This is a genomic window from Dietzia sp. 2505 (assembly GCF_040546785.1).
In the GTDB taxonomy this organism is placed as follows: Bacteria; Actinomycetota; Actinomycetes; order Mycobacteriales; family Mycobacteriaceae; genus Dietzia.
The window spans coordinates 334,630-357,856 of record NZ_JBEPON010000004.1 but is presented as its reverse complement, the minus strand read 5'-3'; the positions used below and the strand labels follow the sequence as shown (position 1 = coordinate 357,856).

Here is a 23,227-nt window from a genome sequence, read left to right as displayed (position 1 = left end):
ACCGCGCCACCTCACTCAACGCCTCCGCGCCCAACGTCTCGAGAGGCTCCGGCACGGCGCGAAGCGCCCCGAACGCCGCCGAACTCGCCGTCGTCATCTTCGGACCCACCTCCCACGTCAACCTGGATTCGAACGTACGTACGATCATACCGTCGCCGTCCCATTCGCGCAAATGTTCGAACATGTCGGCAATCCATGTCCGAGCTCCGCGCTACACTCACCGCATGAACGAACCGCCCGCCTCCCCCGTCGATCGCGCCTTCGACGTGCTACGGGTGACGGCGGCGGGGACCGGACTGACACTGAGCGAGATCTCCCGCGAGGCCGGGTTGGCCAAGTCCACGACTCTTCGCCTCTTGGCCGCGCTCGAGCGAAACGATGCGGTGACCCGCATCGGGCAGCGCTATCGACTGGGGCCGTTGGTGCACGAGTTGGATCCGATTCCCGCCTCGCCGGCATACGAGCGGACACGCCGTGTACTCACACCCTTCCTGGCGCACCTCTTCGAGGCGACCCGGGCGACGGTGCACCTCGCCACCCTGCACGGCGACGAGGTCGTGTATCTCAACAAGCTGCACGGTCCGCGGCCGATCCCGTCGCCGTCGCGGATCGGCGGTGGACTGCCCGCCTACTGCACCGGCGTGGGCAAAGCGATGTTGGCGTTCGACGACGCCGCCGCCGAGCGGGTGTCACAGGGTCCGCTGATCGCCTGGACCGACACCACGCTCACCTCACCGGATGCGCTCGCCGTCGAACTGGCGGAGATCAGGCGCAGGAGGCGAGCGGTGGATCGCGCCGAGCTCACTCCCGGCCTCTACTGCGTGGCCGCGCCCGTGTTCGATGACGACGAAGAGGGCATCGGCGGCACCCGGGCGATGGCGGCACTCTCCGCGAGCGCAGCGGACGGGGCGGCACTCGCACGACTGGAGCCACTGGTCACCAGAGTGGCCGTGGCCGCCAGTCGCGCGATGGCAACGGACCGGATATGACGAGCGCCAACCGAGCTCGAGCGCGCCAGCCGAACTCCCGCGCCGTATGCACTTCCGTGCCCGCTGAACTTCCGCCCTAGCTGAAGTCCATGGTCACGTCGCCCAGGCCGGCGAACTCGGCGCGGAAGGAATCGCCGGGCGCGGCGTCCATCGCGCGGATCGCGGTGCCGGGCAGGATCACGTCGCCCTTGCGCAGGCGGACTCCGAACTTTGCGACCGTCGAAGCCAACCACCCCACCGAGTTGAGCGGATTGCCCAGGACCGCGTCCGACCGGCCGGAGGCGAGGAACTCACCGTTCTTGTACAGGGTCGCATCGATGGCGGCGACGTCGAGGTCAGCCAGCCGCACGCGCTGCCGGCCCACGACATAGCCACAAGAGGACGCGTTGTCGGCGATCGTGTCGGGCAGGGTGATCTTCCAGTCGCGGATACGCGAGTCGATCAGCTCGATCGAGGGCACGACCCACTCGATGGCGGCGGCGGCCTCTTCCTGCGAGCACCCCTCCGGCGGGATGTCGGCTCCGAGGATGAAGCCCACCTCGACCTCGACGCGAGGGAAGCAGAACCGGGCAGCCTCGACCGGCGTCCCCTCCGGGTACTCCATCGTGTCGAGGAGATGGCCGTAGTCGGGTTCGTCGACGCCCATCATCTCCTGCATGGCCTTGGAGGCCAGGCCCACCTTGTGTCCGGTGACCACCGCGCCGGCCTCGAGCTTGCGGCGGATGTTGACGAGTTGGATCTCGAACGCGTCATCCGGGGTCATCTCCGGGTGGTCGTCGGTGAGCGGCGCGATGGGCGCCACGTCGGCCTCGGCGTCCCAGAGTCGCTGTGCGAGTGTGGCGCGGGTCTCCTCGTTGAGCATGACGGGGATGCTACCTCGACCGTGTGGCGCTCGAGCCCCCGGTTCTATAACGTGTTCTACATGGCAGACCAGGAGTTCGACGTCGTCGTCGTCGGTAGCGGTGGAGCAGGCATGACGGCCGCCCTCGCAGCAGCGAAGAAGGGCCTCAGCGTGGTCCTCGTGGAGAAGGCAGCGCACTACGGTGGCTCCACCGCCCGTTCCGGCGGCGGCGTGTGGATCCCGGGGAACTCCGTCCTCCGGCGGGACGGGGTCCAGGACACCCCGGAGGCCGCCCGGACCTATCTCCGCGCGATCGTCGGCGACGTCGTGGCCCCGGAGCGGATCGACGCGTATGTCGACCGCGGCCCCGAGGTCCTCGACTTCGTGCTCGACAACTCCCCCCTCGAGATGGAGTGGGTGGTCGACTACTCGGACTACTATCCCGAGGCCCCGGGAGGGCGACTCGGAGGCAGGTCCGTCGAGCCCAAGCCGTTCGATCTGCGCCAGTTGGGTTCCGAAGCCTCGAGGCTCGAACCCCCCTACGCCAAGGCCCCGGCGAACATGGTGGTCAAGCAGTCCGACTACCGCTGGCTCAACCTCCTCCAGCGCCCCACCACCAAGGGTTTCCGGCGCTCCGTCCGGGTGACGATGCGCATGCTGCTGGCGAAGGCCCGCGGGGCCAACATGGTGGGAATGGGCCGCGCGCTCATCGCCGCCATGCGCAAGGGCCTCCTGGACGCGGGCGTCCCGGTGTGGCTCAACACGCCGATGACCGGGCTGGTCACCGAGGGCAGCGGGCTCGACGAGCGGGTCGTGGGCATCACCGTGACCCGCGGCGGCGAGGAGCAGACCCTGCGCGCCCGACGTGGCGTGATCATCGGCTCGGGCGGGTTCGAGCACAACCAGGAGATGCGGGACAAGTATCAGCGTCAGCCCATCCCCACCTCGTGGACGGTCGGCGCCGCCGGCAACACCGGTGAGGGGATCGAGTACATGGAGAAGGTGGGGGCGGAACTGGCCTTCATGGAGGACGCCTGGTGGGGTCCCACGATCCTGCTCCCCCGCGGTCCGTGGTTCGCGCTCGCCGAGCGCTCACTGCCCTGCTCGTTCCTCGTCAACTCGCGCGGCGAGCGGTTCATGAACGAGTCGCTGCCCTACGTCGAGGCCGGGCACCGGATGTACGGTGGCGAGTACGGCCAGGCCCCCGCCGACCAGCAGGGTGCCGAGGGCGAGAACGTCCCGGCCTGGATCATCTTCGACCAGGAGTACAAGAACCGGTACCTCTTCGCGGGACTCCAGGCCAAGCAGCCGCTGCCGAAAAAGTGGCTCGAGACCGAGAACTTCCACAAGGCCGACACGCTCGCCGAACTCGCCGAGCTGATCGGAGTCCCGGCGGACGCGCTGGAGAAGACGGCCGCCCGGTTCAACGGCTTCGCCGAGAAGGGCGTCGACGAGGACTTCCAGCGCGGCATCTCGGGGTACGACCACTACTACGGCGACCCCACCAACAAGCCCAACCCGAGCCTCGGTCCCGTCCGCAAAGCGCCGTTCTTCGCCGCCAAGATGGTGCCCGGGGACCTCGGGACCAAGGGCGGGGTGAACACCGACGTCCACGGCCGCGTCCTCCGGGCCGACGGCTCCGTGATCGAGGGACTCTACGCCGCCGGCAACGCGTCGTCGCCGGTCATGGGCCACACCTACGCCGGGCCCGGGGCGACCATCGGCCCCGCGATGGTCTTCGGGTACCTCGCGGTCGAGCACATGCTCGCCGGTGCCGCCGCCGGCGCCACCACCGAGCCCACCACCACCGACAAGACGGGAGTCTGACCGTGCCGATCGACCTCTCGATCGCCCTGGGGGCCGAACTCCCCTCGCAGGAGTTCTCCTGGACCGCCTCGGACGTGGCGCTCTACGCGCTCGGAGTCGGCGCGGCCGGGGACCCGATGGACACCGCCGGGCTGGCTTACGTGGACGACCTCCACCCCAAGGTGTTGCCGTCGTTCGCCACCGTCGCCGCCACGATGAACGTCACCGAGGCACCGCGGGTGTCCTTTCCCGGCGTCGAGATCGATCTGGCCAAGGTCGTCCACGGCAGCCAGTCCGTCGAGGTGCACCGCCCGATCCCCGCGGACGGCACCGCCGTCACGACGACCAGGATCGCCGAGATCCAGGACAAGGGCTCGGCCGCGGTGATCATCCAGGAGTCCGAGACGGTCTCCGCGGAGGGCGAGAAGCTGTGGACCTCGCGCTCCGGGATCTTCGCTCGCGGCGAGGGCGGCTTCGGCGGCGAGCGCGGGACCTCCGAGAAGGTCGAGTACCCCGAGAGGGATGCCGACCACACCATCGAGGTCGCGAGTCTGCCGCAGCAGGCGCTGCTCTACCGCCTCTGCGGGGACCGCAACCCCCTGCACTCCGATCCCGCGTTCGCCGAGGCGGCCGGGTTCCCGCGGCCGATCCTCCACGGGCTGTGCTCCTACGGGATGGTGCTGCGGGCCGTCGTCGACGAGGTCCTGGGCGGTGACGTCGAGCGGGTCCGCGGGTACGGCGTGACGTTCGGCGGCATCTTCTTCCCCGGCGAGACCATGCGCATCCGCGTGTGGGAGGACGGCTCGCGACTACTCGTGGCCGCCACGGCCGCCGAGCGGGCCGACGCCCCCGTGCTGAAGAACGTGGTCGTCGATCTCGCCTGACCGGGGCCAGGCCGGCCGCCGGAACACCGAGAACGCCCCGTGGCCATCGCCGCGGGGCGTTCGTCGTGCCTGCGTTAGTCGTACCAGCGTTCGTCGTACCAGCGGGTTCAGCAGAGCGCGCGGAACCGTTCCACCAACCGGATCCGGCCGGGGGCGTCCATCGCCATCGGCGTGATCGTGAGGGTGGTGGCCCCGGCCTCACGGAACGCCTCGACCCGTTCGGCCACGTACGACTCGGGGCCGATCAGCGAGACCGACCGGACGAGCTCGTCGGGCACCGCGGCCGCGGCCTCGTCCTTCTTGCCGTCCAGATACAGGTCCTGAATGCGGGCGGCCTCGTCCTCGTAGCCGTAGCGGCACGCGAGCTCGTTGTAGAAGTTCTTACCGCGGGCGCCCATCCCACCGATGTAGAGGGCCAGGTGCGGGCGCACGAAGTCCAGGTAGCCCGGAACCTCGTTCTCCTCGCAGATCGCCAGGGGCGGTCCGGCGTAGACCTCGAGCTCGCCGAGAGAGGGGTCGCGCTTCTCACGCCCCTTGGCCAGCGGCTCGCCCCACGCCAGGTGGGCCTTCTCGGGATGGAAGAACAGCGGCTGCCAGCCGTCGGCGATCTCGGCGGCCAGCTGCACGTTCTTGGGCCCGAGCGCCGCCAGCACGATGGGGATGTTCTCGCGCACCGGGTGGTTGATGAGCTTGAGCGGTTTGCCCAGACCCGTGCCCTGGTCGGCGGGCAGCGGGATCTGGTACTTGGCCCCGTCGTGCACGAGCTTCTCCCGACGCCACACCTTGCGGCAGATCTCGATGACCTCGCGCGTGCGGGCCAGCGGCGCGTCGTAGCGCACGCCGTGGAAGCCTTCGACGACCTGTGGGCCGGAGGCGCCGAGTCCCAGGATGAAGCGACCGTCGGAGACGAAGTCCAGGCCGGCGGCGGTCATGGCCGTCAGGGTGGGCGTGCGGGTGTAGATCTGCAGGATGCCCGAGGCCAGCTCCATGGTGGAGGTCTTGGCCGCGAGGTATCCGAGCTGGCTCACCGCGTCGAACGAGTAGGCCTCGGGGACGAACGCGATGTCCAGCCCCGCCCGCTCGAGGTCCGCGGCCTCCGCGGCCGTCTCGGCGAAGCCGCCGCTGTAGTTGAGAGCCATTCCGATGCGCATGCGTGCAACGCTACCGGGGGGCCGTGGAACCCCGACCCCGGGTCGCCACGGCCTCGCCCCGGGTCGCCACGTTCTCGCCCCGGATCACCGCGTCGACCTCGCCCCCGACCCGCACGAACACCCCGACGCGTCGGCGCAACGGCGAGTCGGTGCGCTCGTAACCCATGAATCGCATGCCCGCGTTCGTGGCGACGTCCAGGACGGTGGACTCGGGCAGGTCGACGTCCGAGGTGGGGACGACGACGAGGTCGGCGGACCCCAGCATCCGCGCCAGTCGCAGGCGGCGCGCCTGTTCGTCCCCCAGGCGACGCAGTGCTCGGCGCACTGCCACTGCGGCGAGGACCACCAGCCACGCGGCGAGCGGCAGCAGTGCCAGCAGGACGAGCACCCAGCCGACGCTCATCGGGGTTCCGCCGGGCGTGTCGCGACCTGCCGGGTGAAACGCATCGGTTCCAGCCACGGTCCGCGGTGCACGAGCTCCCCGGGGCCCCCGGTCGGTTCCAGCCCCCTGGTCCGGGCCGCGGCGAGGATGACCGTCCGGGGCAGTCGCAACTCCCACGGGCGCACGACCACCTCGTCGTCGTCGACGTCCAACAGGGCCGCCAGCGCGCGGGCCCGGCGGCCGTGCCGCTGCCGATAGGACCGCGCGGGATCCACACCCCTCAGGCCGCGGATACGCTCCGCCGGGCCGATTTTCCGCATGCAACGGATCGTACTGGGCCGTAGGCTCGCCCCCATGTCACCGATGTCGCGCCACAAGCCCGACCAACACCAGGCCGATCCCCGACACCCCGAGCCCGAGCTCACCGACGACGGTCACGTTGTCGAACCCAGCGCCGACAACTACCGGCACGCGGCCGAGCTCGAGATCGATCGTGACTGGTACAAGTCGGCCGTGTTCTACGAGGTCCTCGTGCGGGCGTTCAACGACTCCGACGGCAACGGCACCGGGGACTTGCGCGGGCTCACGGAGAAGCTCGACTACCTGGAGTGGTTGGGGGTCGACTGCCTCTGGCTGCCGCCGTTCTACGACTCGCCGCTCCGCGACGGCGGTTACGACATCCGGGACTTCCGCGCCGTGTTGCCCGAGTTCGGGACCGTCGAGGACTTCGTCGACTTCCTCGACCAGGCGCACCAGCGGGGCATCCGGGTGATCACCGACCTGGTGATGAACCATACCTCCGACACCCACGCCTGGTTCACCGAGTCGCGCTCCGATCCGACCGGGCCGTACGGGGACTTCTACGTGTGGTCCGACGACGACACCCGGTACCCGGACGCCCGCATCATCTTCGTCGACACCGAGACCTCCAACTGGACCTACGACCCGGTGCGGGGGCAGTTCTACTGGCACCGCTTCTTCTCCCACCAGCCCGACCTCAACTACGACAACCCCGAGGTCCAGGACGCGATGATCGACGTCCTGAGGTTCTGGTTGGACCTGGGGATCGACGGGTTCCGCCTGGACGCCGTGCCGTACCTGTTCGAGCGCGACGGCACCAACTGCGAGAACCTCCCCGAGACGCACGAGTTCCTGCGCAAGTGCCGGGCGGTGGTGGACGAGGAGTACCCCGGGCGGGTCCTGCTCGCCGAGGCCAACCAGTGGCCCGAGGACGTGGTGGCGTACTTCGGCGAGCCCGAGGTGGGCGACGAGTGCCACATGGCGTTCCACTTCCCGCTGATGCCCAGGATCTTCATGGCGGTGCGGCGTCAGTCCCGCTTCCCCGTCACCGAGATCCTCGCGCACACCCCCGACATCCCGTCCTCGGCGCAGTGGGGCATCTTCCTGCGCAACCACGACGAGCTGACGCTCGAGATGGTGACCGACGAGGAACGCGACTACATGTACGCGGAATACGCCAAGGACCCGCGGATGAAGGCCAACATCGGCATCCGCCGCCGCCTGGCCCCGCTGCTCGACGGCGACCACAACCAGTTGGAGCTGTTCTCGGCGCTGCTGCTCAGTCTGCCCGGGTCACCGGTGCTGTACTACGGCGACGAGATCGGGATGGGCGACAACATCTGGCTGGGCGACCGCGACGCCGTGCGCACGCCCATGCAGTGGAGCCCCGACCGCAACGCCGGGTTCTCCCGGTGCGACCCGGGTCGGCTCTACCTGCCGGTGATCATGGACCCGCAGTACGGCTACCAGGGCGTCAACGTGGAGGCTCAGCTCAACTCCACCGCCAGCCTGCTGCACTGGACGCGGCGCATGATCCACGTGCGCAAGAGCCACCCCGCGTTCGGGCGCGGCGAGTTCACCGATCTGGGTGGATCCAACCCGAGCATCCTGGCCTATCTCCGCACGATGGGATCCCCCGCCGAGGACCCCCGGGCGGACGTGATTCTGTGCGTCAACAATCTCTCGAGGTTCCCGCAGGCCGTGCGCCTGGACCTCTCGGAGTTCGCCGGACGGCGGCCCACCGAGCTCACCGGCGGGGTCCCGTTCCCGGAGATCGACGCCGACCCGTACCAACTCACCCTGCCCGGCTACGGCTTCTACTGGCTGGAGCTGCGCAGTCCAACGGACACCCCGGCATGAGAGGCGCGGCATGAGCATCACCCCCGTCGACGACGACGCCATGGTCAGGTTGCTGACCGAGTGGCTCCCCGGTCAACGCTGGTTCGCGGGCAAGGGCCGGCAGTTGTCGGCGGTGCGGATCGCCAGGCGGGCGGTACTGCTCGACCATGCCGACGTCCTGGTGGAGCACCTGCTGGTGGACGTGGAGGTGGACGGGCGACCACAGCGCTACCAGGTCCCGCTGGCCACCGCGCAGTCCCTGCCGGACGACCGCCGGACGCTCCCCCTGACCCCCGACGGCGCCTCGCCGGTGGTCTACGACGGACTGCGGGACCCCCGCGGGACCGAGTCGCTGGTAACGCACCTCGCCGCGCAGGACGAGGTGGGAGGACTGCGGTTCCGCCTGGTCCCGGGCGCTCCCGCCCCGGAGTCCGCCCGGGGCAGGCTGCTCGAGGGCGAGCAGTCCAACTCGTCCCTGGTGTTCGGCGACGACCTCATGGTCAAGGTGTTCCGCCTGGTCCAACCCGGACTGAACCCCGACGTGGAACTCCACGCCGCGTTGGCCGACCGGGAGTGCCCGGCCGTCGCGTCGCTGCGGGGCTGGGTGGAACTCGACGACGACGGGGGTGACCACGACGGTGGGGCCACCGCCGCCGGCCCCACGACCCTGGCGATGGCCCAGGAGTTCCTCGCCGGTGCCGCCGACGGATGGGCGATGGCCACGGCGAGCGTGCGCGACCTGTTCGCGGAGGCCGATCTCCTGGCCGATGAGGTGGGTACCGACTTCGCCGACGAGTCCCGGAGGCTCGGGGCCGCCGTCGCCCGGGTCCACGACGACCTCACGGCGGCGACCGGGGCCACCACCCGGGACGGTGCCGAGATCGTGGCGGGCATGCGGGCGAGGCTCGACGGGGCGGTGGCCGAGGTGCCCGAGCTCGCCGGGTTCGCCGATGCCGCCCGGGCGGTCTTCGACGAGGTCGCGGGGTCCGGACCGGTGCCGGTCCACCGCGTCCACGGCGACCTGCACCTGGGCCAGACACTCCGGGCCCCGGACCGCTGGATCATCATCGACTTCGAGGGCGAGCCGGCCGCCCCGCTGGCCGAGCGCCGGGTGCCGGACTCCCCCGCCCGCGACGTGGCGGGGATCCTGCGCAGTCTCGACTACGCCGCCCAGCACACGCTGGTGGGGGTCGACGACCGACAGTTGCGGTTCCGGGCCCGCGAATGGCGGGACCGCAACGTCGACGCCTTCTGCGCCGGGTACGCCGAGGTCAGCGACACGGACCCCCGCGACACCGGCGCGCTCCTCCGGGCGTACACGCTGGACAAGGCCCTCTACGAGGTGGCGTACGAGTCGCGCAACCGGCCCAGCTGGATGGGGGTCCCGCTGGGCGCGGTCGAGCGCATCCTCGCGACGGACTAGCGCGCGGCCGTCAGCTCGCGGGCAGCTGGTCCTTGGCCCACTTGTAGTCGGCCTTGCCCGCGGGCGAGCGGCGGATCTCGGGCACGTCGACGATCACCTTGGGGACCTTGTAGTTGGCCAGGGACTGACGCAGGAACTCGGACAGTTCGTCCTGCTCCACCGACTGCCCCTCGCGGAACGAGACCACGGCGGCGACCTTCTGGCCGTAGCGCGGGTCCGGCGCCCCGGCGACCAGCGCGTCGTGCACGGCCGGGTGCGCCTTGAGCGCCTGCTCGACCTCTTCCGGGAAGACCTTCTCGCCGCCGGTGTTGATGCACCCGGAACCGCGGCCGAGGAACACGATGGTGCCGTCCTCGCGGAGCTGGCCCATGTCGCCCAGGACCGAGACCCGCCGGCCGTCGACCACGGGGAACGTCTTCGCGGTCTTCTCCGGGTCGTTCCAGTAACCGATCGGCAGGTGACCGCGGCGGACGATGTAGCCGATCTCGTCCGAGCCCGGCTCGATGGGACGGAAGTCCTCGTCGACCAGGCCGAGCTTCGGGCTGGCCGGGATGGTCATCTCGCCGGACTCGCTCATCCCGAGCTCGCCGTCGTTGCCGGCCTCCGAGGCGCCGAAGTTGTCGCGGATGATGATGTTGGGCAGCACCTCGAGCACGCGCTCGCGGCTGGACTTGGACCAGATGCCGCCGCCGGAGGCCATCATGAACAGGGTGCTGAAGTCCATCGTCTCGGTGCCCTTGACCAGCTCGTCCGTGAGCGGCACCGCCATGCCGTCGCCGACGAACATGAGGATGTGCGCCTTGTGCTCGGCGGTCGCCCGGATGATCTCCGCCGCGTCGAACTCGCGGAACATGATGAGGTGGCCGCCGAGGTTCACGAAGGTCAGCAACGTGAACAGGCCAGCACCGTGCATGAGCGGGGCCGAGATGACCACCTTCATCCCGCCGTCCGGCGAGACGTTGTCGGCGACCTCGGCGGGGCTGTGTCGCTTGTCCCCGTAGGGGTTGCCCCCGGACAGGCACGCGTAGAAGTAGTCCGACATGTGCCACTGCACGCCCTTGGGGAACCCGGTGGTCCCTCCGGTGTAGACGATCCAGTGGTCGTCGCCGCGGACGGGCTCGAAGTCCCGTTCCGCCGACTGTGCCGGCCACTCGGTGTCCCCGTCGACCACCGTCAGGCCCTTCTCGGCACACGCCGAGGCCAGGACCTCCGGGACGCCGCCGAACACGATCACCGTGCGCACGGTCTCGAGCTTCGGGACCGCTGCGGCCATGGTCTCGGCGAACTCGGCGTCGACCAACACGGCGATCGACTTGGAGTCGTTGAACAGATAGACCAACTCGGGCGCGGTGTACCGGTAGTTCACGTTGATCCCGGCCACCCGGGTCTTCATGCACCCGATGATGGCCGCCATGTGTGCCGTGCTGTTCTTCATGTAGAGCGCGACGTGGCTGAGCGGCTCCGCACCGTGGGCGCGGAGCAGGTGACCCATCTGGTTGGCGAGATCGTCGACCTGTCGGTAGGTGTAGTCGACGCCGTCCATGGTCAGCAGTGCGTTGTCCGGGATCTTGTCGGCGACGGCCTCGAACACCGCGGCCTGGTTCATCTCCGGGTTGGTTCCGGCGAGTGGATCGGTCGAATGGTCAGCAGCTTCGGTCATGGCAGAATCCTTCGCGAGGGCGGACGAAATGTGGCTGTCCTCACATTGTGACCTGAACTTGTTCTCATGTCCAGACGGCACCCTGATCAGGTCAAACTCTCAATAAGTAGAACGAGTTCTAGAGCAGGTCGTGTCCACGACAGCGATTCTGCGTGACCCCGCGCCCCCGAGCGCCTACATTTTGGACATGAGTTCACGGCGGTCCCCGCAGAGCGGCGCGCCCTACGACGGGGGCCTGATGCTGCCCCACGCCACCCGGACGGGGAGCGTCCCGGTGGACGGTCGTCGATCGGCCGCGCCGGAGGCGGATCGCCCGTCCGGCCGGAGGCCGGTACTGACGGGCCCCGGGGCGCAGGGGACCCTCCGGTCCCGCGGACTCGCCGGGGGGTTGAGGATGTTCGTCCGACCGGCCCTCGACATGATGCCTGCGACCGACGTGTCACTCGGACGGTTGCGCGCGCTGACCTCGGGGGCCGGGCGGGCGGCCGCCCTCGAGACCACCAACGACTGGTCCTCGGACGGCCCCGTGCCCGGACTCTGGGTGGGCCGCAAGCGGTTCTTCCACTCGGACAAGGTGATCTTCCACATCCACGGAGGCGGCTTCACCTTCGGATCCCCCTGGTCGCACAAGGCACTCGCGTCCCGGATCGCCAGCGAGACCGGCGTGCCCGTCTTCCTGCCCGACTACCGGCTCGCGCCCGAACACCCCCACCCCGCGGCCACGGAGGACACCCTCGCCGGCTGGGAGTGGCTGCTGAGCATGGGCTTCCGGGCGCAGGACATCGTGGTGGCCGGGGACTCCGCCGGCGGCAACCTCGCCCTCCAGCTCGTCGCGGCACTCGAGAAGGAGCAGGCCGAGATGCCGGCGGGGGTCGTCCTTCTCTCGCCGTGGGTGGATCTGGACTTCACCGACATGACCGCCCGCGACCGCACCCGCAAGGACCCGTTCCTCGCCCTCGGCCTGGCCGAGCTCTGCCGACGGCAGTACGCACCGGGAGTGGACCCGGACGACCCCGCGATCTCGCCGATCAACCACGTCCCGTCCCCCGACTGGCCGCCGTTCCTCATCCAGTGCGGCGGCGAGGAGATCTTCTGCGGGGGGATCGAGCAACTCGCGGAGCGTTTCGCCGAACACGGGGTCCGGCACGAGTTCCAACTGTGGCCACATCAGTTCCACGTGTTCCAGGTGTTCCACCCGCTCGTGCCGGAGGCCAAGGTCGCGGTGCGCGACATCGGGTCGTTCATCCGCGGGTGCCTGCGCGGCTGAGCCCTCCGGTCAGACCGTCAGCACCAGGCCCGAGGTCGGCACTCCGGTACCCGCGGTCACGACCAGCTTCTCCGCACCCGGCACCTGGTTGACCGAGTCGCCCCGCAGCTGCCGCACACCCTCCGCGATGCCGTTCATCCCGTGGATGTAGGCCTCACCGAGCTGGCCGCCGTGCGTGTTGAGCGGCAGTCGGCCGCCCACCTCGAGCGCACCCGGTTCGCGGACGAAGTCCTTGGCCTCCCCGCGGCCACAGAAGCCCAGTTCCTCGAGCTGCATGAGGACATACGGGGTGAAGTGATCGTAGAGGACGGCCATGTCCATGTCATCGGGCCGCAGGCCGGACTGCGCCCACAGCTGGTCGCCGACGATGCCCATCTCCGGCAATCCGGCGAGCTCCGGGCGGTAATAGGAGGTCATGATGTACTGATCCGGACCCGACCCCGAGGCCGCCGCCGCGATCGACACCGGCCGGTGCGGCAGGTCGCGCGCCCGCTCGGGGGTCGTCACGACGATCGCCTGTCCGCCGTCGGACTCCTGGCAGCAGTCCAGCAGGTGCAGTGGCTCGGCGATGTAGCGCGAGCTCTGGTGGTCGGCGAGCGTGATCGGCTTGCCGTGGAAGAACGCCGCCGGGTTGACCGCGGCGTGCGTGCGGTCCACCACCGCGACCCGACCGAAGTCCTCGCTGGTGGCACCGTACTCGTGCATGTAGCGCTGCGCGACCATCGCCACGAAGCCCGCCGGCGTCGACAGTCCGTGCGGGTAGGAGAAGGCGTTGTCCGTACCGGAGGAGTTGACCTGCTGCACGAGCGCCGAGTTGACCTGACCGAACCGCATCCCGGAGCGCTCGTTGAACGCGCGATAGCAGACCACGACCTCGGCCACTCCCGTCGCCACGGCCATGGCGGCCTGCTGCACGGTCGCGCACGCGGCACCGCCGCCGTAGTGGATGCGGGAGAAGAAGTTCAGGCTGCCGATGCCGGCGGCGCGGGCGACCGCGATCTCGGTGTTGGTGTCCATGGTGAACGACACCAGACCGTCGACGTCCGACGGCTGCAGACCGGCGTCGGCCACGGCCCCGCGCACGGCCTCGGCGGCCAGGCGCAGTTCGGAGCGGCCCGAGTCCTTGGAGAAGTCGGTGGCGCCGATCCCGACGATCGCAGCCCTGTCTGCCAGCGTGCTCACTGGGGGTCTCCGTTCATGTAGAGGGTCGCCGTCGAGGTGACGTGCGCGCCCAGTGAGTCCGTACCGACGATCTTCACCGCGACCAGCCCGTCGCTGGCTACCTCCGTGACCTCACCGGTCAGGGTGAGGGAGTCGTACGCGTACCAGGGCACACCGAGCCGCAGCGTGATGGACGTGATGCGGGCGCGCCGGCCCGCCCAGTCGGTGACGAACCGCTGCACCAGGCCGGTGTCGGTGAGGATGTTGACGAAGATGTCCTTGGAGCCCTTGGCGTGGGCGAGGTCCCGGTCGTGGTGGACGTCCTGGAAATCCCGGGTCGCCAGCGCCGAGGCCACGATGAAGGTCGGGGTGCCCTCGATGGTCAGCTCGGGGAGCCGGTCCCCCACCGCCACGGCGGGCGGCTCGGCGGGACAGATCACTCGATCGGTGCTCACTTGGCGACCTCTTCCTTCACCTCGGTCATCTGACGCTCCACCGGCGGGGCGCCGGCGGGTCGCCACGCGTACAGCGTCCACGGCTCGGTGCCGAACGCGGCGTCCTCGGCCGGGTCGCCGGGCATGTCGAGGAACTCGACCTCCACCGGCATGCCGATCGACACCTGGCCCGGGTCGACGTCGCGCAGCTCGCCGAGCATGCGCACACCCTCCTCCAGTTCAACGAGGGCGACGACGAACGGGAACCGCGTGCGGCCCGGCACGCGCGGGGCGTGGTGGGTGACGAAGCTGAAGACGGTGCCGCGGCCCGAGGACACGACGTAGTCGGTCTGCTCGGACCTGTCCTTCCACAGCGCCGGCACGGGCGGGTGCTGTAGCGAACCGTCCTCGCGCGTCTGGATGCGCAACTCGTGGGCGCGGACGCCCTCCCAGAAGAAGCGGGTGTCGTGCGAGACCGACGGGCGCAGGACCTTGCCCACCACCAGGTCGTCGGTGGCCGAGCCGGAGCTGGCCACGATCCGGTCGGCGACCGCGTCGCCGGAGGCGGGCCCGGCGGTCGTCGCGGCGGGACGGAATTTGAGGATCCGGAAGTCCATCTCCGCCACGACCTCGTCGCCGACCCGCCAGTAGTTGCGGGTGGTGAAGAACCAGCCCTCCCCGAGGCCCGTGGTCTTGGGACCGACCACGTCGAGCAGGACGGACTCGATGGTCACCTCCTCGCCCGGGCGGGTGTAGCGGTGGTAGGTCGAGTCGCAGTTGGTGGCCACCACGGAGGTGAAGCCCTCCGCGTCGAGGATGTCCGTCATGCGGCCCAGTGGGTCGTCGGCCTCGCGGGTCCTGCCGAGCCCCCGCATGGTCCAGACCTGGGCCATCGCGGGCGGGGCCACCGGACCGTCGTGACCGGCCGCGCGGGCCGCGGCCTCGTCGGTGTAGATCGGGTTGACGTCCCCGATCGCCTCGGTCCAGTTGCGGATCATCGGCGTGTTGATGGGATCGCGGCCCGCGCGGCGCGCACTGCCGCCGGCGGCGCGGACCTCCTCGGCGGCGGCCAGGATGCGGGCGGCCTGCTCGTCACTCATGAGTGCCTTCTCGTTCGTTCGTGGGCGGGCTGACAGAGGGTCGGGTCAGCGGGCGGTGCGGGGCATGCCGAGGCCGCCCATGCAGGTCAGTTCGCGCATGACCTCGTTGACCCCGCCCCCGAAGGTGATCACGACGTTGCGCTTGTTCATCATGTCGAACCACCGCTGGAGTCTGGCGGTGTCGGGATCGGTGGGGTCGCCGAAGCGACCGAGCAGCTCCTCGATGATCCGGCCGACGTGCTGGATCTTCTCGGTGGAGAACACCTTGGACGCCGCCGAGTCACCCATCGACGGGTTCTCCCCGGCGGAGGAGACCTGCCAGTTGAGCAGTTCGTTGAGCCGGACGAACGCGAAGATCTCGGCGAGCCCGCGCCGCACCTCGGGGCGGTCCAGATGACGGACCCCGTCGGCGCCGGTGCCCCGGGCCCAGCCGACCAACTCGTCGTAGTACCCGCCCGGTCGACCGGACGGGGCCAGCATCACGCGCTCGTGGTTGAGCTGGGTGGTGAGCATCTTCCACCCGCCGTCGACCTCGCCCACGACCATGTCCGCCGGGACGCGCACGTCCGAGTAGTAGGTGGCGTTGACGTGGTGGGCGCCGTCGCAGGTGATGATCGGGGTGAACGAGAACCCCGGGTCGGAGGTGTCGACGATGAAGATGGTGAGCCCGCGGTGTCGGGAGTCCGGGGTACCGGTCCGCGCGGCCAGCCAGATGTAGTCGGCGTGGTGGCCGCCGGTGGTCCACATCTTCTGCCCGTTGATGATCCAGTCCCCGGTGGCCTCGTCCCGCCTGGCGGTGGTCCGCAGCGCCGCGAGGTCGGTGCCCGCGTCGGGCTCGGAGTAGCCGATCGCGAAGTGGATCGAGCCGTCGAGGATCCCGGGCAGGAACTTCTCCTTCTGAGCCTCGGAGCCGTACTTCTGCAGGGTCGGCCCCACGGTCTGCAGCGTGACCGAGGGGAGCGGGACGTCGGCGCGGGTGGCCTCGTTGGTGAAGATCAACTGTTCGATGTGGCCGAATCCCTTGCCGCCGAACTCGGTGGGCCACCCCACGCCCAGCCACCCGTCCCGGCCCATGCGGGTGATGATCTCCGCGTAGGTGTCGCCGTGTCGGGTGGTGGCGATGTCCGCCGCCTCCTCGGGCGAGATGAGCGTGGAGAAGTACTCGCGGAGCTCGGCCTGTAGCGCCCGCTGGTCTCCGGTGAGGTCGATGAAGGTGCCGTCCGGGGCCGCGCCAGCGTCGGCGTCGGTCGAGGCGGGGGCCACGTGCTCGACGGGATCGACCGCCACCGCCGACGCGAGCTCGTCCAGGTGGAGCTGCGCGCCGCCGACGAAGCGGGCCAGGTCCTTGACGGCCGAGGAGTACCGGAACATGGGGTACGTGATGTCCACCCCGACCCCGCCGTGCAGGTGGTGCAGGATCTGCACCGCTCGAGGACCCTCGCTCGCCAGCCAGTAGGCGCCGATCGTCGGGTCGGTGGCGTACCGGTCGGCCGGGCCGGTGAGCCCCTCCGAGACCCGCCAGTTCACCGACTGTGAGATCACGTGCAGCGTGCGCGAGATGATGTAGACGTCGGCCAGCTCCTGCTGGACCGCCTGGAACGAGCCGAGCGGCTTGCCGAACTGCACACGCTGCTTGAGGTAGTCGGCGGTCATGTCCAACGCACCGGAGACCAGGCCGTCACCGTGGGCGATGCACGCCGACAGGACGAGTCGTCGAAACTCGTCGAGGACCGTTCCGTCCCCCGAGCCGCGGAGCACGTCGTCGTCGTCGACCGGCGTCGCGTCGAACCGCATCGCGTACTCCGGCACGCCGAGCGACCCGAGGGTCGGGGTCAGGGTGACTCCGGGGGCGTCGGGGGAGACGACGACGAGGACGGTCTCTCCCTCGGCCGTGGACACCGGCACCAGGACGGATCGGGCCTGGTCCGCGTAGCGGACCGCGGTGACGGTGCCGGTGATCGTCCCGCCGTCGAGGCGCACGGTTGGCTCGAGCGGGAGCGGGCTCCCGGGCTCGGCGAGGGCGGCGGTGAGGATGCGGCCGTCCTCGATGCCCGCGAGGAGCGCCTTCTGCTGGTCCGCGGTGCCGAGGGCGACGATCGGCAGGACGCCGAAGCCGAGGGTCTCCAGAGCGGGGATCACCACCCCGGACCGGCCGACCTCCTCGAGGACCACGGCGATGTCGGCCACAGAGAGGTCGTCGCCGCCGAGGGCGGCGGGCAGGCCCAGCGAGAGCAGACCCGACCCGGCGAACGCGGACCACAGCCGCTCGTCGTATCCGGCGTCGGCGACACCTCGGCTGGGCAGGGCGGTGAGCAGCTCATCGGCCGGGGCGGCCGTGGTGAGTGCCCCGGCCACGGCCTCGGCGACGGCGACCTGGGTCTCGGTACGGGTGAAGTCCACTGGGGATCAGTCCTAACTCGGCGGAGGGGTCGGGCTCGGGTGGTCGGGGTTGACGCCGCTCAATCGCGGGGCAGGCCGAGGATGCGTTCCCCGACCACGTTGAGCAGCACCTGTTCCGTGCCGCCGGCGATGGACAGGCAGCGGACCATGAGGAACTTGCGCCCCTGTTCGGTGAACTCGACCCCGCCGGTGCCGGTGAGCTCGAGTCCGAACTCGGCGATGTCCTGGCGGTGGCGCACGCCCACGATCTTGCGGACGGACGACTCGGCGCCCGGGCCGGAACCGGAGAGGGTCCGCAGGGCGGTGCGCAGGTCGAGCAGACTCCCCACAACACCGTCGGCCACGTGCTTTCCGAGCTCGTCCAGCACCAGGGCGTCGTCCTCCGCCCCCGCCGCGCGGATGAGGCCGACGATCTCCTCGGCGGCGTCGCCGAGCGAGGAACCGCCGCCCATGGCCACCCGCTCGTTGGCCAGGGTCGTGCGGGCGATCTTCCAACCGTCGTTCACCTGGCCCACCTGAAACTCGTCGGGGACGAACAGGTCCTCGAGGTAGACCTCGTTGAACAGTGCCTCGCCGGTGATCTCGCGCAGCGGCCTGGTCCGGATGCCCTCGGACTTCATGTCCACGAGGAAGTAGGTGATGCCCTTGTGCTTGGGGGCGTCGGGATCGGTCCGGGCCAGGCACATCGCCCAGTCGGCCTCGCGCGCCAGGGACGTCCACACCTTCTGGCCGTTGATCCGCCACCCGCCGTCGACCTTCTCGGCGGTCGCGCGCAGCGCGGCGAGATCGGAGCCGGCGCCGGGCTCGGAGAAGAGCTGGCACCACTTGATCTCGCCGGCCATGGTGCCGGGCACCAGCAGGTCGGCGTGCTCGGGTGCGGCCTGGAGGATCGTCGGGACGGCCCAGCCGCCGATGGTGATCTCGTGCCGGGTCACGCCCGCCGACTCGAGTTCCTCGTCGATGAGCAGCTGCTCGGCGGGCGAGGCCCCCAGGCCCCACGGCTCGGGCAGATGCGGCATGAACAGGCCCGTGTCGGCCAGGGCCCGCTTGCGCTCATCACCGGACACCGCGGCGACCTTCGCCACGAGGGCCCTGATCTCCTCGCGCCTGGCGTCCAGGCCCTCGACCTCCGTCAGGTCGATCTCGAGGTGTCGGCGGGTGCCCGCCAGGGTGAGCTCGGCCAGCGAGCGCCGCCAGCGGGCGGACCCGCCGATCGCCTGGCGCAGTGCGCCCGCCCGCCGCATGTAGAAGTGGGCGTCGTGTTCGAAGGTGAAGCCGATGCCGCCGAGGATCTGGATGCAGTCCTGGGAGTTGCGCACGGCGTTGTCGAAGGCCAGGGCCCCGGCCACCGCCGCCGCGACGGGCAGCTCCGAGTCCTCGGCGAGCAGGTCCTCGGCGGCCGACGCGGCGTCCCACGCCAGGGCGCGGACCTGCTCGGTGCGGCAGAGCATGTCGGCCGCCAGGTGCTTGATGGACTGGAACGAGCCGATGGTCCGGCCGAACTGTTCGCGGATCTTGGCGTACTCGACGGCCGTGGTGAGCGTGTAGTCGGCGACCCCGGCGGCCTCCGCGGCGGCGAGGGTCACGAAGAGCTGGAGGACGAGGTCCGTGGTGATGCCGTCGAGGATCCGGTCGTCCGGGATGCGCACGCCCTGCAGGGACACGTGACCGATGGAGGCCGACAGGTCGTAGGGGGTCGCGGGGGTCACGGAGAGCCCCTCGGTGTCCCCGTCGAGCAGGGCCCACCGGGTCTGCCCGTCCACCTCGACGGACAGGAGGATCCCGCCGCCCGTGGTCCCGCCGTAGGCGACACCCGGATCACCGGTCACCGTGGTCGAGCCCCCGGTGGTCGAGCCCCCGGTGGTCGAGCACTCGAGGGTCGCCGCCCCGAGGCCCAGGCAGACGCCGACGGTCAGTCCGCCCTCGGCGATGGCCTCGCCCAGCGCGGAGGCCACCTCGCCCCCGGCACGCGAGACCAGGACGCCCGCGAGGGCGGTCGACAGGATCGGGCCCGGGGCCATCCGGGCGGTGGCCTCCTCGAGCATGCAGGCCAGGTCGACGATCTCGGCCCCGGCCCCGCCGTGCTCCTCGGCCACGGCCACGCCGAAGATCCCCAATTCGGCCAACTGCGACCAATGCGCCTTCCAGGCGTCCGGGTCAGTCTCCTGGGCGCGTACTGTGTCCACGGGATCGACGGACTTCGCCCAGGACTTGATCGAGTTCTGGATCTCGGTCTGATCCGGGGTGGTGGCGATGCTCACGGTGGCTCCTCGTCGAGACGGGGTTCGAACCGGCGCCGGTCCGCGGACCGGCGCACTCCCCCATAGTAGAACGTGTTCTAACAACCGTGTTCTAGAATGCACCAGCAGGACGTGAACACCGAACCCGGCCCCCATCGGCCGCTCGCCAGCCCAGGAGGCTCGCCTCATGACCAAGAGCTCGACCGAGACCGGTTCCGGTCCTGCCGCGTCTGATCCCGCGACCCGTGGCGACGAGCCCAGCACCTCGTCACAGCGGGAGCGGCGTCGCCGGATCCTCGACGCCACGCTGGCCCTGGCCGCGAAGGGCGGGTACGAGGCGGTGCAGATGCGCGCGGTGGCCGAGAAGGCCGAGGTCGCGGTGGGCACGCTCTACCGCTACTTCCCCTCCAAGGTCCACCTCCTTGTCTCCGCACTGGCCCGCGAGTTCCGCCGCCTGGACCAGCGCACGGAGCGCTCGGCCCCGCCCGGGGACACCGCACAGGAGCGCATGAAGGTCGTGGTGGACATGATCACCAAGTCCATGCAGCGCGATCCCAACCTCACCGAGGCCATGACACGGGCGTTCATGTTCGCCGACGCGTCGGTGGCCAACGAGGTCGAGGAGGTGGGCTTCTACATGGACCGGATCATCGCCCGCGCCATGGCCCAGGGGGAGCCGGACGAGGTCCAGCTCTCGATCGCCCGCGTGGTCTCCGACGTGTGGATGTCCAACCTGGTCTCCTGGCTCACCAGGCGGTCCTCGGCAGCGGACGTCAACAGTCGACTGGGCCTGACCATCGACCTCCTGCTGGGCACGGACGACTCCCCCCGCCGGGCGCGGCTGCACACCGCCATCGGCAAGGGGAACGGGGTGTCCGAGGGGGACACGGAGACGGCGGCCGAGCCCGGGGCCTGACCGACCTCCTCACCCACCCCGCCGCGACGGCAGCCGCACACGGACTTCCCGTGTGCGGCTGCGGTGGTGTCGCGCGCCTGGAGTGCTCAGGCGGCCAGGGGTTCGAGCCCCCTCGGTCAGGGCACCACGACCGTCGGGACCTGACGCACCAGGTGCGAGACGTCGGCCGTCCAGCGCACCGGGCCGTCCGCGGGAGTCCAGTCGGTGAGCAGGTCCGAGACCTTGGCCGTCATCTCCCGGCTAAGCCGCAGGAACGAGGTCCCGGGCTGCTCGTCGACCTCACCGAGGATCAGCCACCAGGCCCAGGCCACCGCGCCGGCGTTGGCCACGAAGTCCGGTAGCACCGCGATCCCGCGCGCGGTCAGGTCGAGTTCGGCGTCGATGGTGGTGGCGGCGTTGGCGGCCTCCACCACGATCGACGCGGTGACCGACGCGCAGTTGTCCGCGGTGATGGCGTACGAGACCGCGGCGGGGACCAGCACGTCGACGTCCATCCCGATGATCTGGTCCCGCTCCAGCCGCTGGACGCGGGCGGGCACGGCCCCTCGGTCGATCTCACCGAAGCGGTCGCGGGTCGCCAGTAGCGCCGGGACGTCGAGGCCCGCCGGGTCGTAGAGCGTCCCGGCCGCGTCGGCCATCGCCACCACGGTCATCCCGGCCTCGTGCAGGTACCAGGCGGCGGCGCCGCCCATCGTGCCCACACCCTGCACCGCGACGGTGGTTCGTCCGACGTCCCAGCCGCGCACGTATGCCGCGGCCAGACACGCCTGCGCCACCCCGTACCCGCCGATCACGTCGCCGAGCAGCCCGCCGGGCACCTCGGCGGTGAGCCCGCGGAAGATGCGGGCGGCGGTCGCGGCGGGATCCTCGGCGCGCTCGATGGCCGCGTGGTACGACTGCCGCATCCCCAGCCCGGCGAAGACCCCGTCGATCAGGTGTTGCGGGACCCCCAGGTCCTCAGCGGTCACCCAGTGGCGGTCGAGGAACGGGCGCATCGCCTCGCAGAACCGGCCCAGTACCCGGGCGGCGCGGGGATCCTTGGGGTCGAAGTCGATCCCGCCCTTGGCACCGCCGACGGGGAGGTCGAAGGCCGCGGTCTTACGGGTCATGCCGCGGGCCAGGTCCTCCACCTCGCCCAGGGTGCAGCCGGCCCGCATCCTGGTCCCGCCGGTGGCCAGGCCACCGACGAGGGTGTCCACGACGAGGAAACCGCGGGCGCCGGTGACGTCGTCCTTCCAGTGCAGCCGCAGGTACGGTTCGCGGGCGGCGGGACTCTCCACGGGTGGAGCCGGCACGGCCACCGGCACCGACCCGGTTGTCGCGGTGAAACCCGGGATCTCGATGGATGTCATGATGCTCGCCTCCTGAAAACGCCTCGTCCCGACTCTCCGGCGGGGTCCCCCAAGCATGGGCGTGGGAACTCGCCCGGGTCCAGCGAGAATCGATGGACCCGACCGTTCACTTTTTCTGCACTGTCCCCGGTCAGCCCCTACGCTCGGGGCCATGGAGCCGTCACTACACCGACTCAGACTGCTCCGCGAGCTCGAGCGTCGCGGGACCGTGACCGCCGTCGCCGGGGCCCTGGACTACACGGTCTCCGCCGTGTCCCAGCAGCTCGCCCTTCTCGAACGGGAGGCGGCGACCCCCCTGTTCGAGCGTCGTGGACGCCGGATCGGGCTCACCGAGGCCGGGCTGGTCCTGGCCGGGCACGCGGAGACCATCCTGGCCGCGGTGGAGGACGCCGGGCACGCGATGGAATCGGCACGGGCCGGCGTCGGGACGACCCTCACCGCCGGGGTCTGGGCGTCGGTGGCCACGACCCTGCTGCCCGCCGGGATCCGGGTGCTCGCCCGGGACCACCCGGGGATCGAGGTGCGCAGCCGCGAGCTCGCCCCCGAGGACACCACGGGCGCGGTCCGGGACGGCTCCCTCGACCTGGCCTTCGTCCTGGACTACTCCAGTTACACGATGGCCCGGGTCCCCGAGCTCACCCGGACACCCATCGCCGTGGAATCACTGCACCTCGTGGCCCCACGCGGGTCGATCGACGCCGGCGAGGTGGCGTTGGGTGACTTCGCGGGCAAGCCCTGGGTCCTGGCCCACCCGCGCTCCCACTTCGGCAGGGCGGTACGGCTCGCCTGCCGGGAGGCGGGGTTCGAACCGGACATCCGTCACGAGGCCGGTGAGCAGTCGACCGCACTCGCCCTGGTCGCCGCGGGCCTCGGCGTGACCCTGGCCTCCGACCTCGGGCTGGGCACCTCGACCGCGGACGTGGACGTGATACCGCTGAGCGACGCCCTCACCAGGACCGTCTCGATCGCCTACCGCGAGCGCGATGCGCGGCGCCGACCCCTGCAGGCCTTCGTCGGAGCGTTCACCGAGGCCGCCCTCGGTCTGGGGCTCGACGCCCCGCGGGCGCGATAGCTCCGACCGG

General features: G+C 70.5%; 19 protein-coding genes and 1 pseudogene. 8 read left to right on the top strand and 12 right to left on the bottom strand.

Going from position 1 to position 23,227, the window contains the following annotated elements; genetic code table 11:
* Positions 1-224 precede the first annotated feature (224 nt).
* Complete coding sequence (locus ABIE38_RS10695; protein ID WP_354056085.1) at positions 225-989, top strand: IclR family transcriptional regulator; 765 nt, start codon at positions 225-227, stop codon at positions 987-989.
* Between the two features lie 76 nt (positions 990-1,065).
* On the opposite strand, the gene ABIE38_RS10690 is transcribed toward ABIE38_RS10695, so the two are convergent.
* The gene (locus ABIE38_RS10690) at positions 1,066-1,851 is read right to left on the bottom strand and encodes a 2-keto-4-pentenoate hydratase (protein WP_354056083.1); all 786 of its coding nucleotides are present in this window, start codon (positions 1,849-1,851) and stop codon (positions 1,066-1,068) included.
* Between the two features lie 60 nt (positions 1,852-1,911).
* On the opposite strand from ABIE38_RS10690, the gene kstD reads away from it, so the two are divergent.
* Together kstD and chsH3 are read left to right on the top strand one after the other, a co-directional pair.
* A complete protein-coding gene (kstD, locus tag ABIE38_RS10685) occupies positions 1,912-3,657 on the top strand; it encodes a 3-oxosteroid 1-dehydrogenase (protein ID WP_354056081.1) in 1,746 nt (581 codons plus the stop codon).
* 2 nt (positions 3,658-3,659) lie between these two features.
* Entirely contained in the window at positions 3,660-4,520 is an 861-nt protein-coding gene (chsH3, locus tag ABIE38_RS10680) for an enoyl-CoA hydratase ChsH3 (protein WP_354056079.1), read from the top strand.
* A gap of 107 nt (positions 4,521-4,627) precedes the next feature.
* Here chsH3 and ABIE38_RS10675 read toward each other — a convergent pair whose 3' ends face one another.
* The 3 genes from ABIE38_RS10675 to ABIE38_RS10665 are packed head-to-tail and all read right to left on the bottom strand — an operon-like array spanning position 4,628 to position 6,373.
* Entirely contained in the window at positions 4,628-5,671 is a 1,044-nt protein-coding gene (locus tag ABIE38_RS10675) for an LLM class F420-dependent oxidoreductase (protein ID WP_354056078.1), read from the bottom strand.
* 10 nt (positions 5,672-5,681) lie between these two features.
* A complete protein-coding gene (locus tag ABIE38_RS10670) occupies positions 5,682-6,074 on the bottom strand; it encodes a hypothetical protein (RefSeq protein ID WP_354056076.1) in 393 nt (130 codons plus the stop codon).
* A complete protein-coding gene (locus tag ABIE38_RS10665) occupies positions 6,071-6,373 on the bottom strand; it encodes a hypothetical protein (RefSeq protein ID WP_354056074.1) in 303 nt (100 codons plus the stop codon). Before ABIE38_RS10665 ends, ABIE38_RS10670 begins: the two co-directional genes overlap by 4 nt.
* Positions 6,374-6,416: 43 nt before the next feature.
* Here ABIE38_RS10665 and treS point away from each other — a divergent pair, with 43 nt between their 5' ends.
* The gene (gene treS / locus ABIE38_RS10660; RefSeq protein WP_354056114.1) at positions 6,417-8,213 is read left to right on the top strand and encodes a maltose alpha-D-glucosyltransferase; all 1,797 of its coding nucleotides are present in this window, start codon (positions 6,417-6,419) and stop codon (positions 8,211-8,213) included.
* A 10-nt stretch (positions 8,214-8,223) separates the two neighbouring features.
* Positions 8,224-9,615 (top strand): maltokinase N-terminal cap-like domain-containing protein, encoded by a 1,392-nt coding sequence (locus tag ABIE38_RS10655; protein ID WP_354056072.1) that lies wholly within the window; start codon positions 8,224-8,226, stop codon positions 9,613-9,615.
* A gap of 10 nt (positions 9,616-9,625) precedes the next feature.
* On the opposite strand, the gene ABIE38_RS10650 is transcribed toward ABIE38_RS10655, so the two are convergent.
* Positions 9,626-11,275, bottom strand: coding sequence for an AMP-binding protein (locus ABIE38_RS10650; protein WP_354056070.1), 1,650 nt, complete (start codon positions 11,273-11,275; stop codon positions 9,626-9,628).
* A gap of 187 nt (positions 11,276-11,462) precedes the next feature.
* Here ABIE38_RS10650 and ABIE38_RS10645 point away from each other — a divergent pair, with 187 nt between their 5' ends.
* Positions 11,463-12,542, top strand: coding sequence for an alpha/beta hydrolase (locus ABIE38_RS10645; RefSeq protein WP_354056068.1), 1,080 nt, complete (start codon positions 11,463-11,465; stop codon positions 12,540-12,542).
* 9 nt (positions 12,543-12,551) lie between these two features.
* Here the strand turns inward: ABIE38_RS10645 and ABIE38_RS10640 are convergent, their stop codons facing one another.
* The 6 genes and pseudogenes from ABIE38_RS10640 to ABIE38_RS10615 all read right to left on the bottom strand — a co-directional run bounded on the left by ABIE38_RS10640 (position 12,552) and on the right by ABIE38_RS10615 (position 19,898).
* A complete protein-coding gene (locus tag ABIE38_RS10640) occupies positions 12,552-13,724 on the bottom strand; it encodes a lipid-transfer protein (protein ID WP_354056066.1) in 1,173 nt (390 codons plus the stop codon).
* Entirely contained in the window at positions 13,721-14,158 is a 438-nt protein-coding gene (locus ABIE38_RS10635) for a MaoC family dehydratase (protein ID WP_354056064.1), read from the bottom strand. The genes ABIE38_RS10640 and ABIE38_RS10635 overlap by 4 nt, the downstream gene beginning before the upstream one ends.
* Positions 14,155-15,237: a bifunctional MaoC family dehydratase N-terminal/OB-fold nucleic acid binding domain-containing protein gene (locus ABIE38_RS10630; RefSeq protein WP_354056062.1), complete on the bottom strand. Its 1,083-nt coding sequence runs from the start codon at positions 15,235-15,237 to the stop codon at positions 14,155-14,157. The genes ABIE38_RS10635 and ABIE38_RS10630 overlap by 4 nt, the downstream gene beginning before the upstream one ends.
* Positions 15,238-15,282: 45 nt before the next feature.
* Positions 15,283-16,500: an acyl-CoA dehydrogenase family protein gene (locus ABIE38_RS10625; protein ID WP_354056113.1), complete on the bottom strand. Its 1,218-nt coding sequence runs from the start codon at positions 16,498-16,500 to the stop codon at positions 15,283-15,285.
* Between the two features lie 57 nt (positions 16,501-16,557).
* Positions 16,558-17,592: pseudogene (locus ABIE38_RS10620) on the bottom strand (acyl-CoA dehydrogenase family protein); the annotation flags it as partial.
* A 104-nt stretch (positions 17,593-17,696) separates the two neighbouring features.
* Positions 17,697-19,898, bottom strand: a complete 2,202-nt coding sequence (locus ABIE38_RS10615) for an acyl-CoA dehydrogenase family protein (protein ID WP_354056061.1) — start codon at positions 19,896-19,898, stop codon at positions 17,697-17,699.
* A 166-nt stretch (positions 19,899-20,064) separates the two neighbouring features.
* On the opposite strand from ABIE38_RS10615, the gene kstR reads away from it, so the two are divergent.
* Entirely contained in the window at positions 20,065-20,793 is a 729-nt protein-coding gene (kstR, locus tag ABIE38_RS10610; RefSeq protein ID WP_354056059.1) for a cholesterol catabolism transcriptional regulator KstR, read from the top strand.
* Positions 20,794-20,909: 116 nt separating this feature from the next.
* Here the strand turns inward: kstR and ABIE38_RS10605 are convergent, their stop codons facing one another.
* On the bottom strand, positions 20,910-22,145 hold the full coding sequence (locus ABIE38_RS10605) for a Glu/Leu/Phe/Val family dehydrogenase (protein WP_354056058.1): 1,236 nt from the start codon (positions 22,143-22,145) through the stop codon (positions 20,910-20,912).
* Positions 22,146-22,296: 151 nt separating this feature from the next.
* Between ABIE38_RS10605 and ABIE38_RS10600 the strand changes: the two genes are divergently transcribed.
* On the top strand, positions 22,297-23,217 hold the full coding sequence (locus ABIE38_RS10600) for a LysR family transcriptional regulator (protein ID WP_354056056.1): 921 nt from the start codon (positions 22,297-22,299) through the stop codon (positions 23,215-23,217).
* The last annotated feature ends 10 nt before the right edge of the window (positions 23,218-23,227 follow it).

Excerpts from the sequence above, each read along its gene's own strand:
- ABIE38_RS10655 (WP_354056072.1), top strand. The coding sequence starts at position 8,224 with ATGAGCATCACCCCCGTCGACGACGACGCCATGGTCAGGTTGCTGACC.
- kstD (WP_354056081.1), top strand. The coding sequence starts at position 1,912 with ATGGCAGACCAGGAGTTCGACGTCGTCGTCGTCGGTAGCGGTGGAGCA.
- ABIE38_RS10630 (WP_354056062.1), bottom strand. The coding sequence starts at position 15,237 with ATGAGTGACGAGCAGGCCGCCCGCATCCTGGCCGCCGCCGAGGAGGTC.
- ABIE38_RS10690 (WP_354056083.1), bottom strand. The coding sequence starts at position 1,851 with ATGCTCAACGAGGAGACCCGCGCCACACTCGCACAGCGACTCTGGGAC.
- treS (WP_354056114.1), top strand. The coding sequence starts at position 6,417 with ATGTCGCGCCACAAGCCCGACCAACACCAGGCCGATCCCCGACACCCC.
- kstR (WP_354056059.1), top strand. The coding sequence starts at position 20,065 with ATGACCAAGAGCTCGACCGAGACCGGTTCCGGTCCTGCCGCGTCTGAT.
- ABIE38_RS10665 (WP_354056074.1), bottom strand. The coding sequence starts at position 6,373 with ATGCGGAAAATCGGCCCGGCGGAGCGTATCCGCGGCCTGAGGGGTGTG.
- ABIE38_RS10670 (WP_354056076.1), bottom strand. The coding sequence starts at position 6,074 with ATGAGCGTCGGCTGGGTGCTCGTCCTGCTGGCACTGCTGCCGCTCGCC.
- ABIE38_RS10650 (WP_354056070.1), bottom strand. The coding sequence starts at position 11,275 with ATGACCGAAGCTGCTGACCATTCGACCGATCCACTCGCCGGAACCAAC.
- ABIE38_RS10645 (WP_354056068.1), top strand. The coding sequence starts at position 11,463 with ATGAGTTCACGGCGGTCCCCGCAGAGCGGCGCGCCCTACGACGGGGGC.
- ABIE38_RS10605 (WP_354056058.1), bottom strand. The coding sequence starts at position 22,145 with ATGACATCCATCGAGATCCCGGGTTTCACCGCGACAACCGGGTCGGTG.
- ABIE38_RS10675 (WP_354056078.1), bottom strand. The coding sequence starts at position 5,671 with ATGCGCATCGGAATGGCTCTCAACTACAGCGGCGGCTTCGCCGAGACG.
- ABIE38_RS10600 (WP_354056056.1), top strand. The coding sequence starts at position 22,297 with ATGGAGCCGTCACTACACCGACTCAGACTGCTCCGCGAGCTCGAGCGT.
- ABIE38_RS10695 (WP_354056085.1), top strand. The coding sequence starts at position 225 with ATGAACGAACCGCCCGCCTCCCCCGTCGATCGCGCCTTCGACGTGCTA.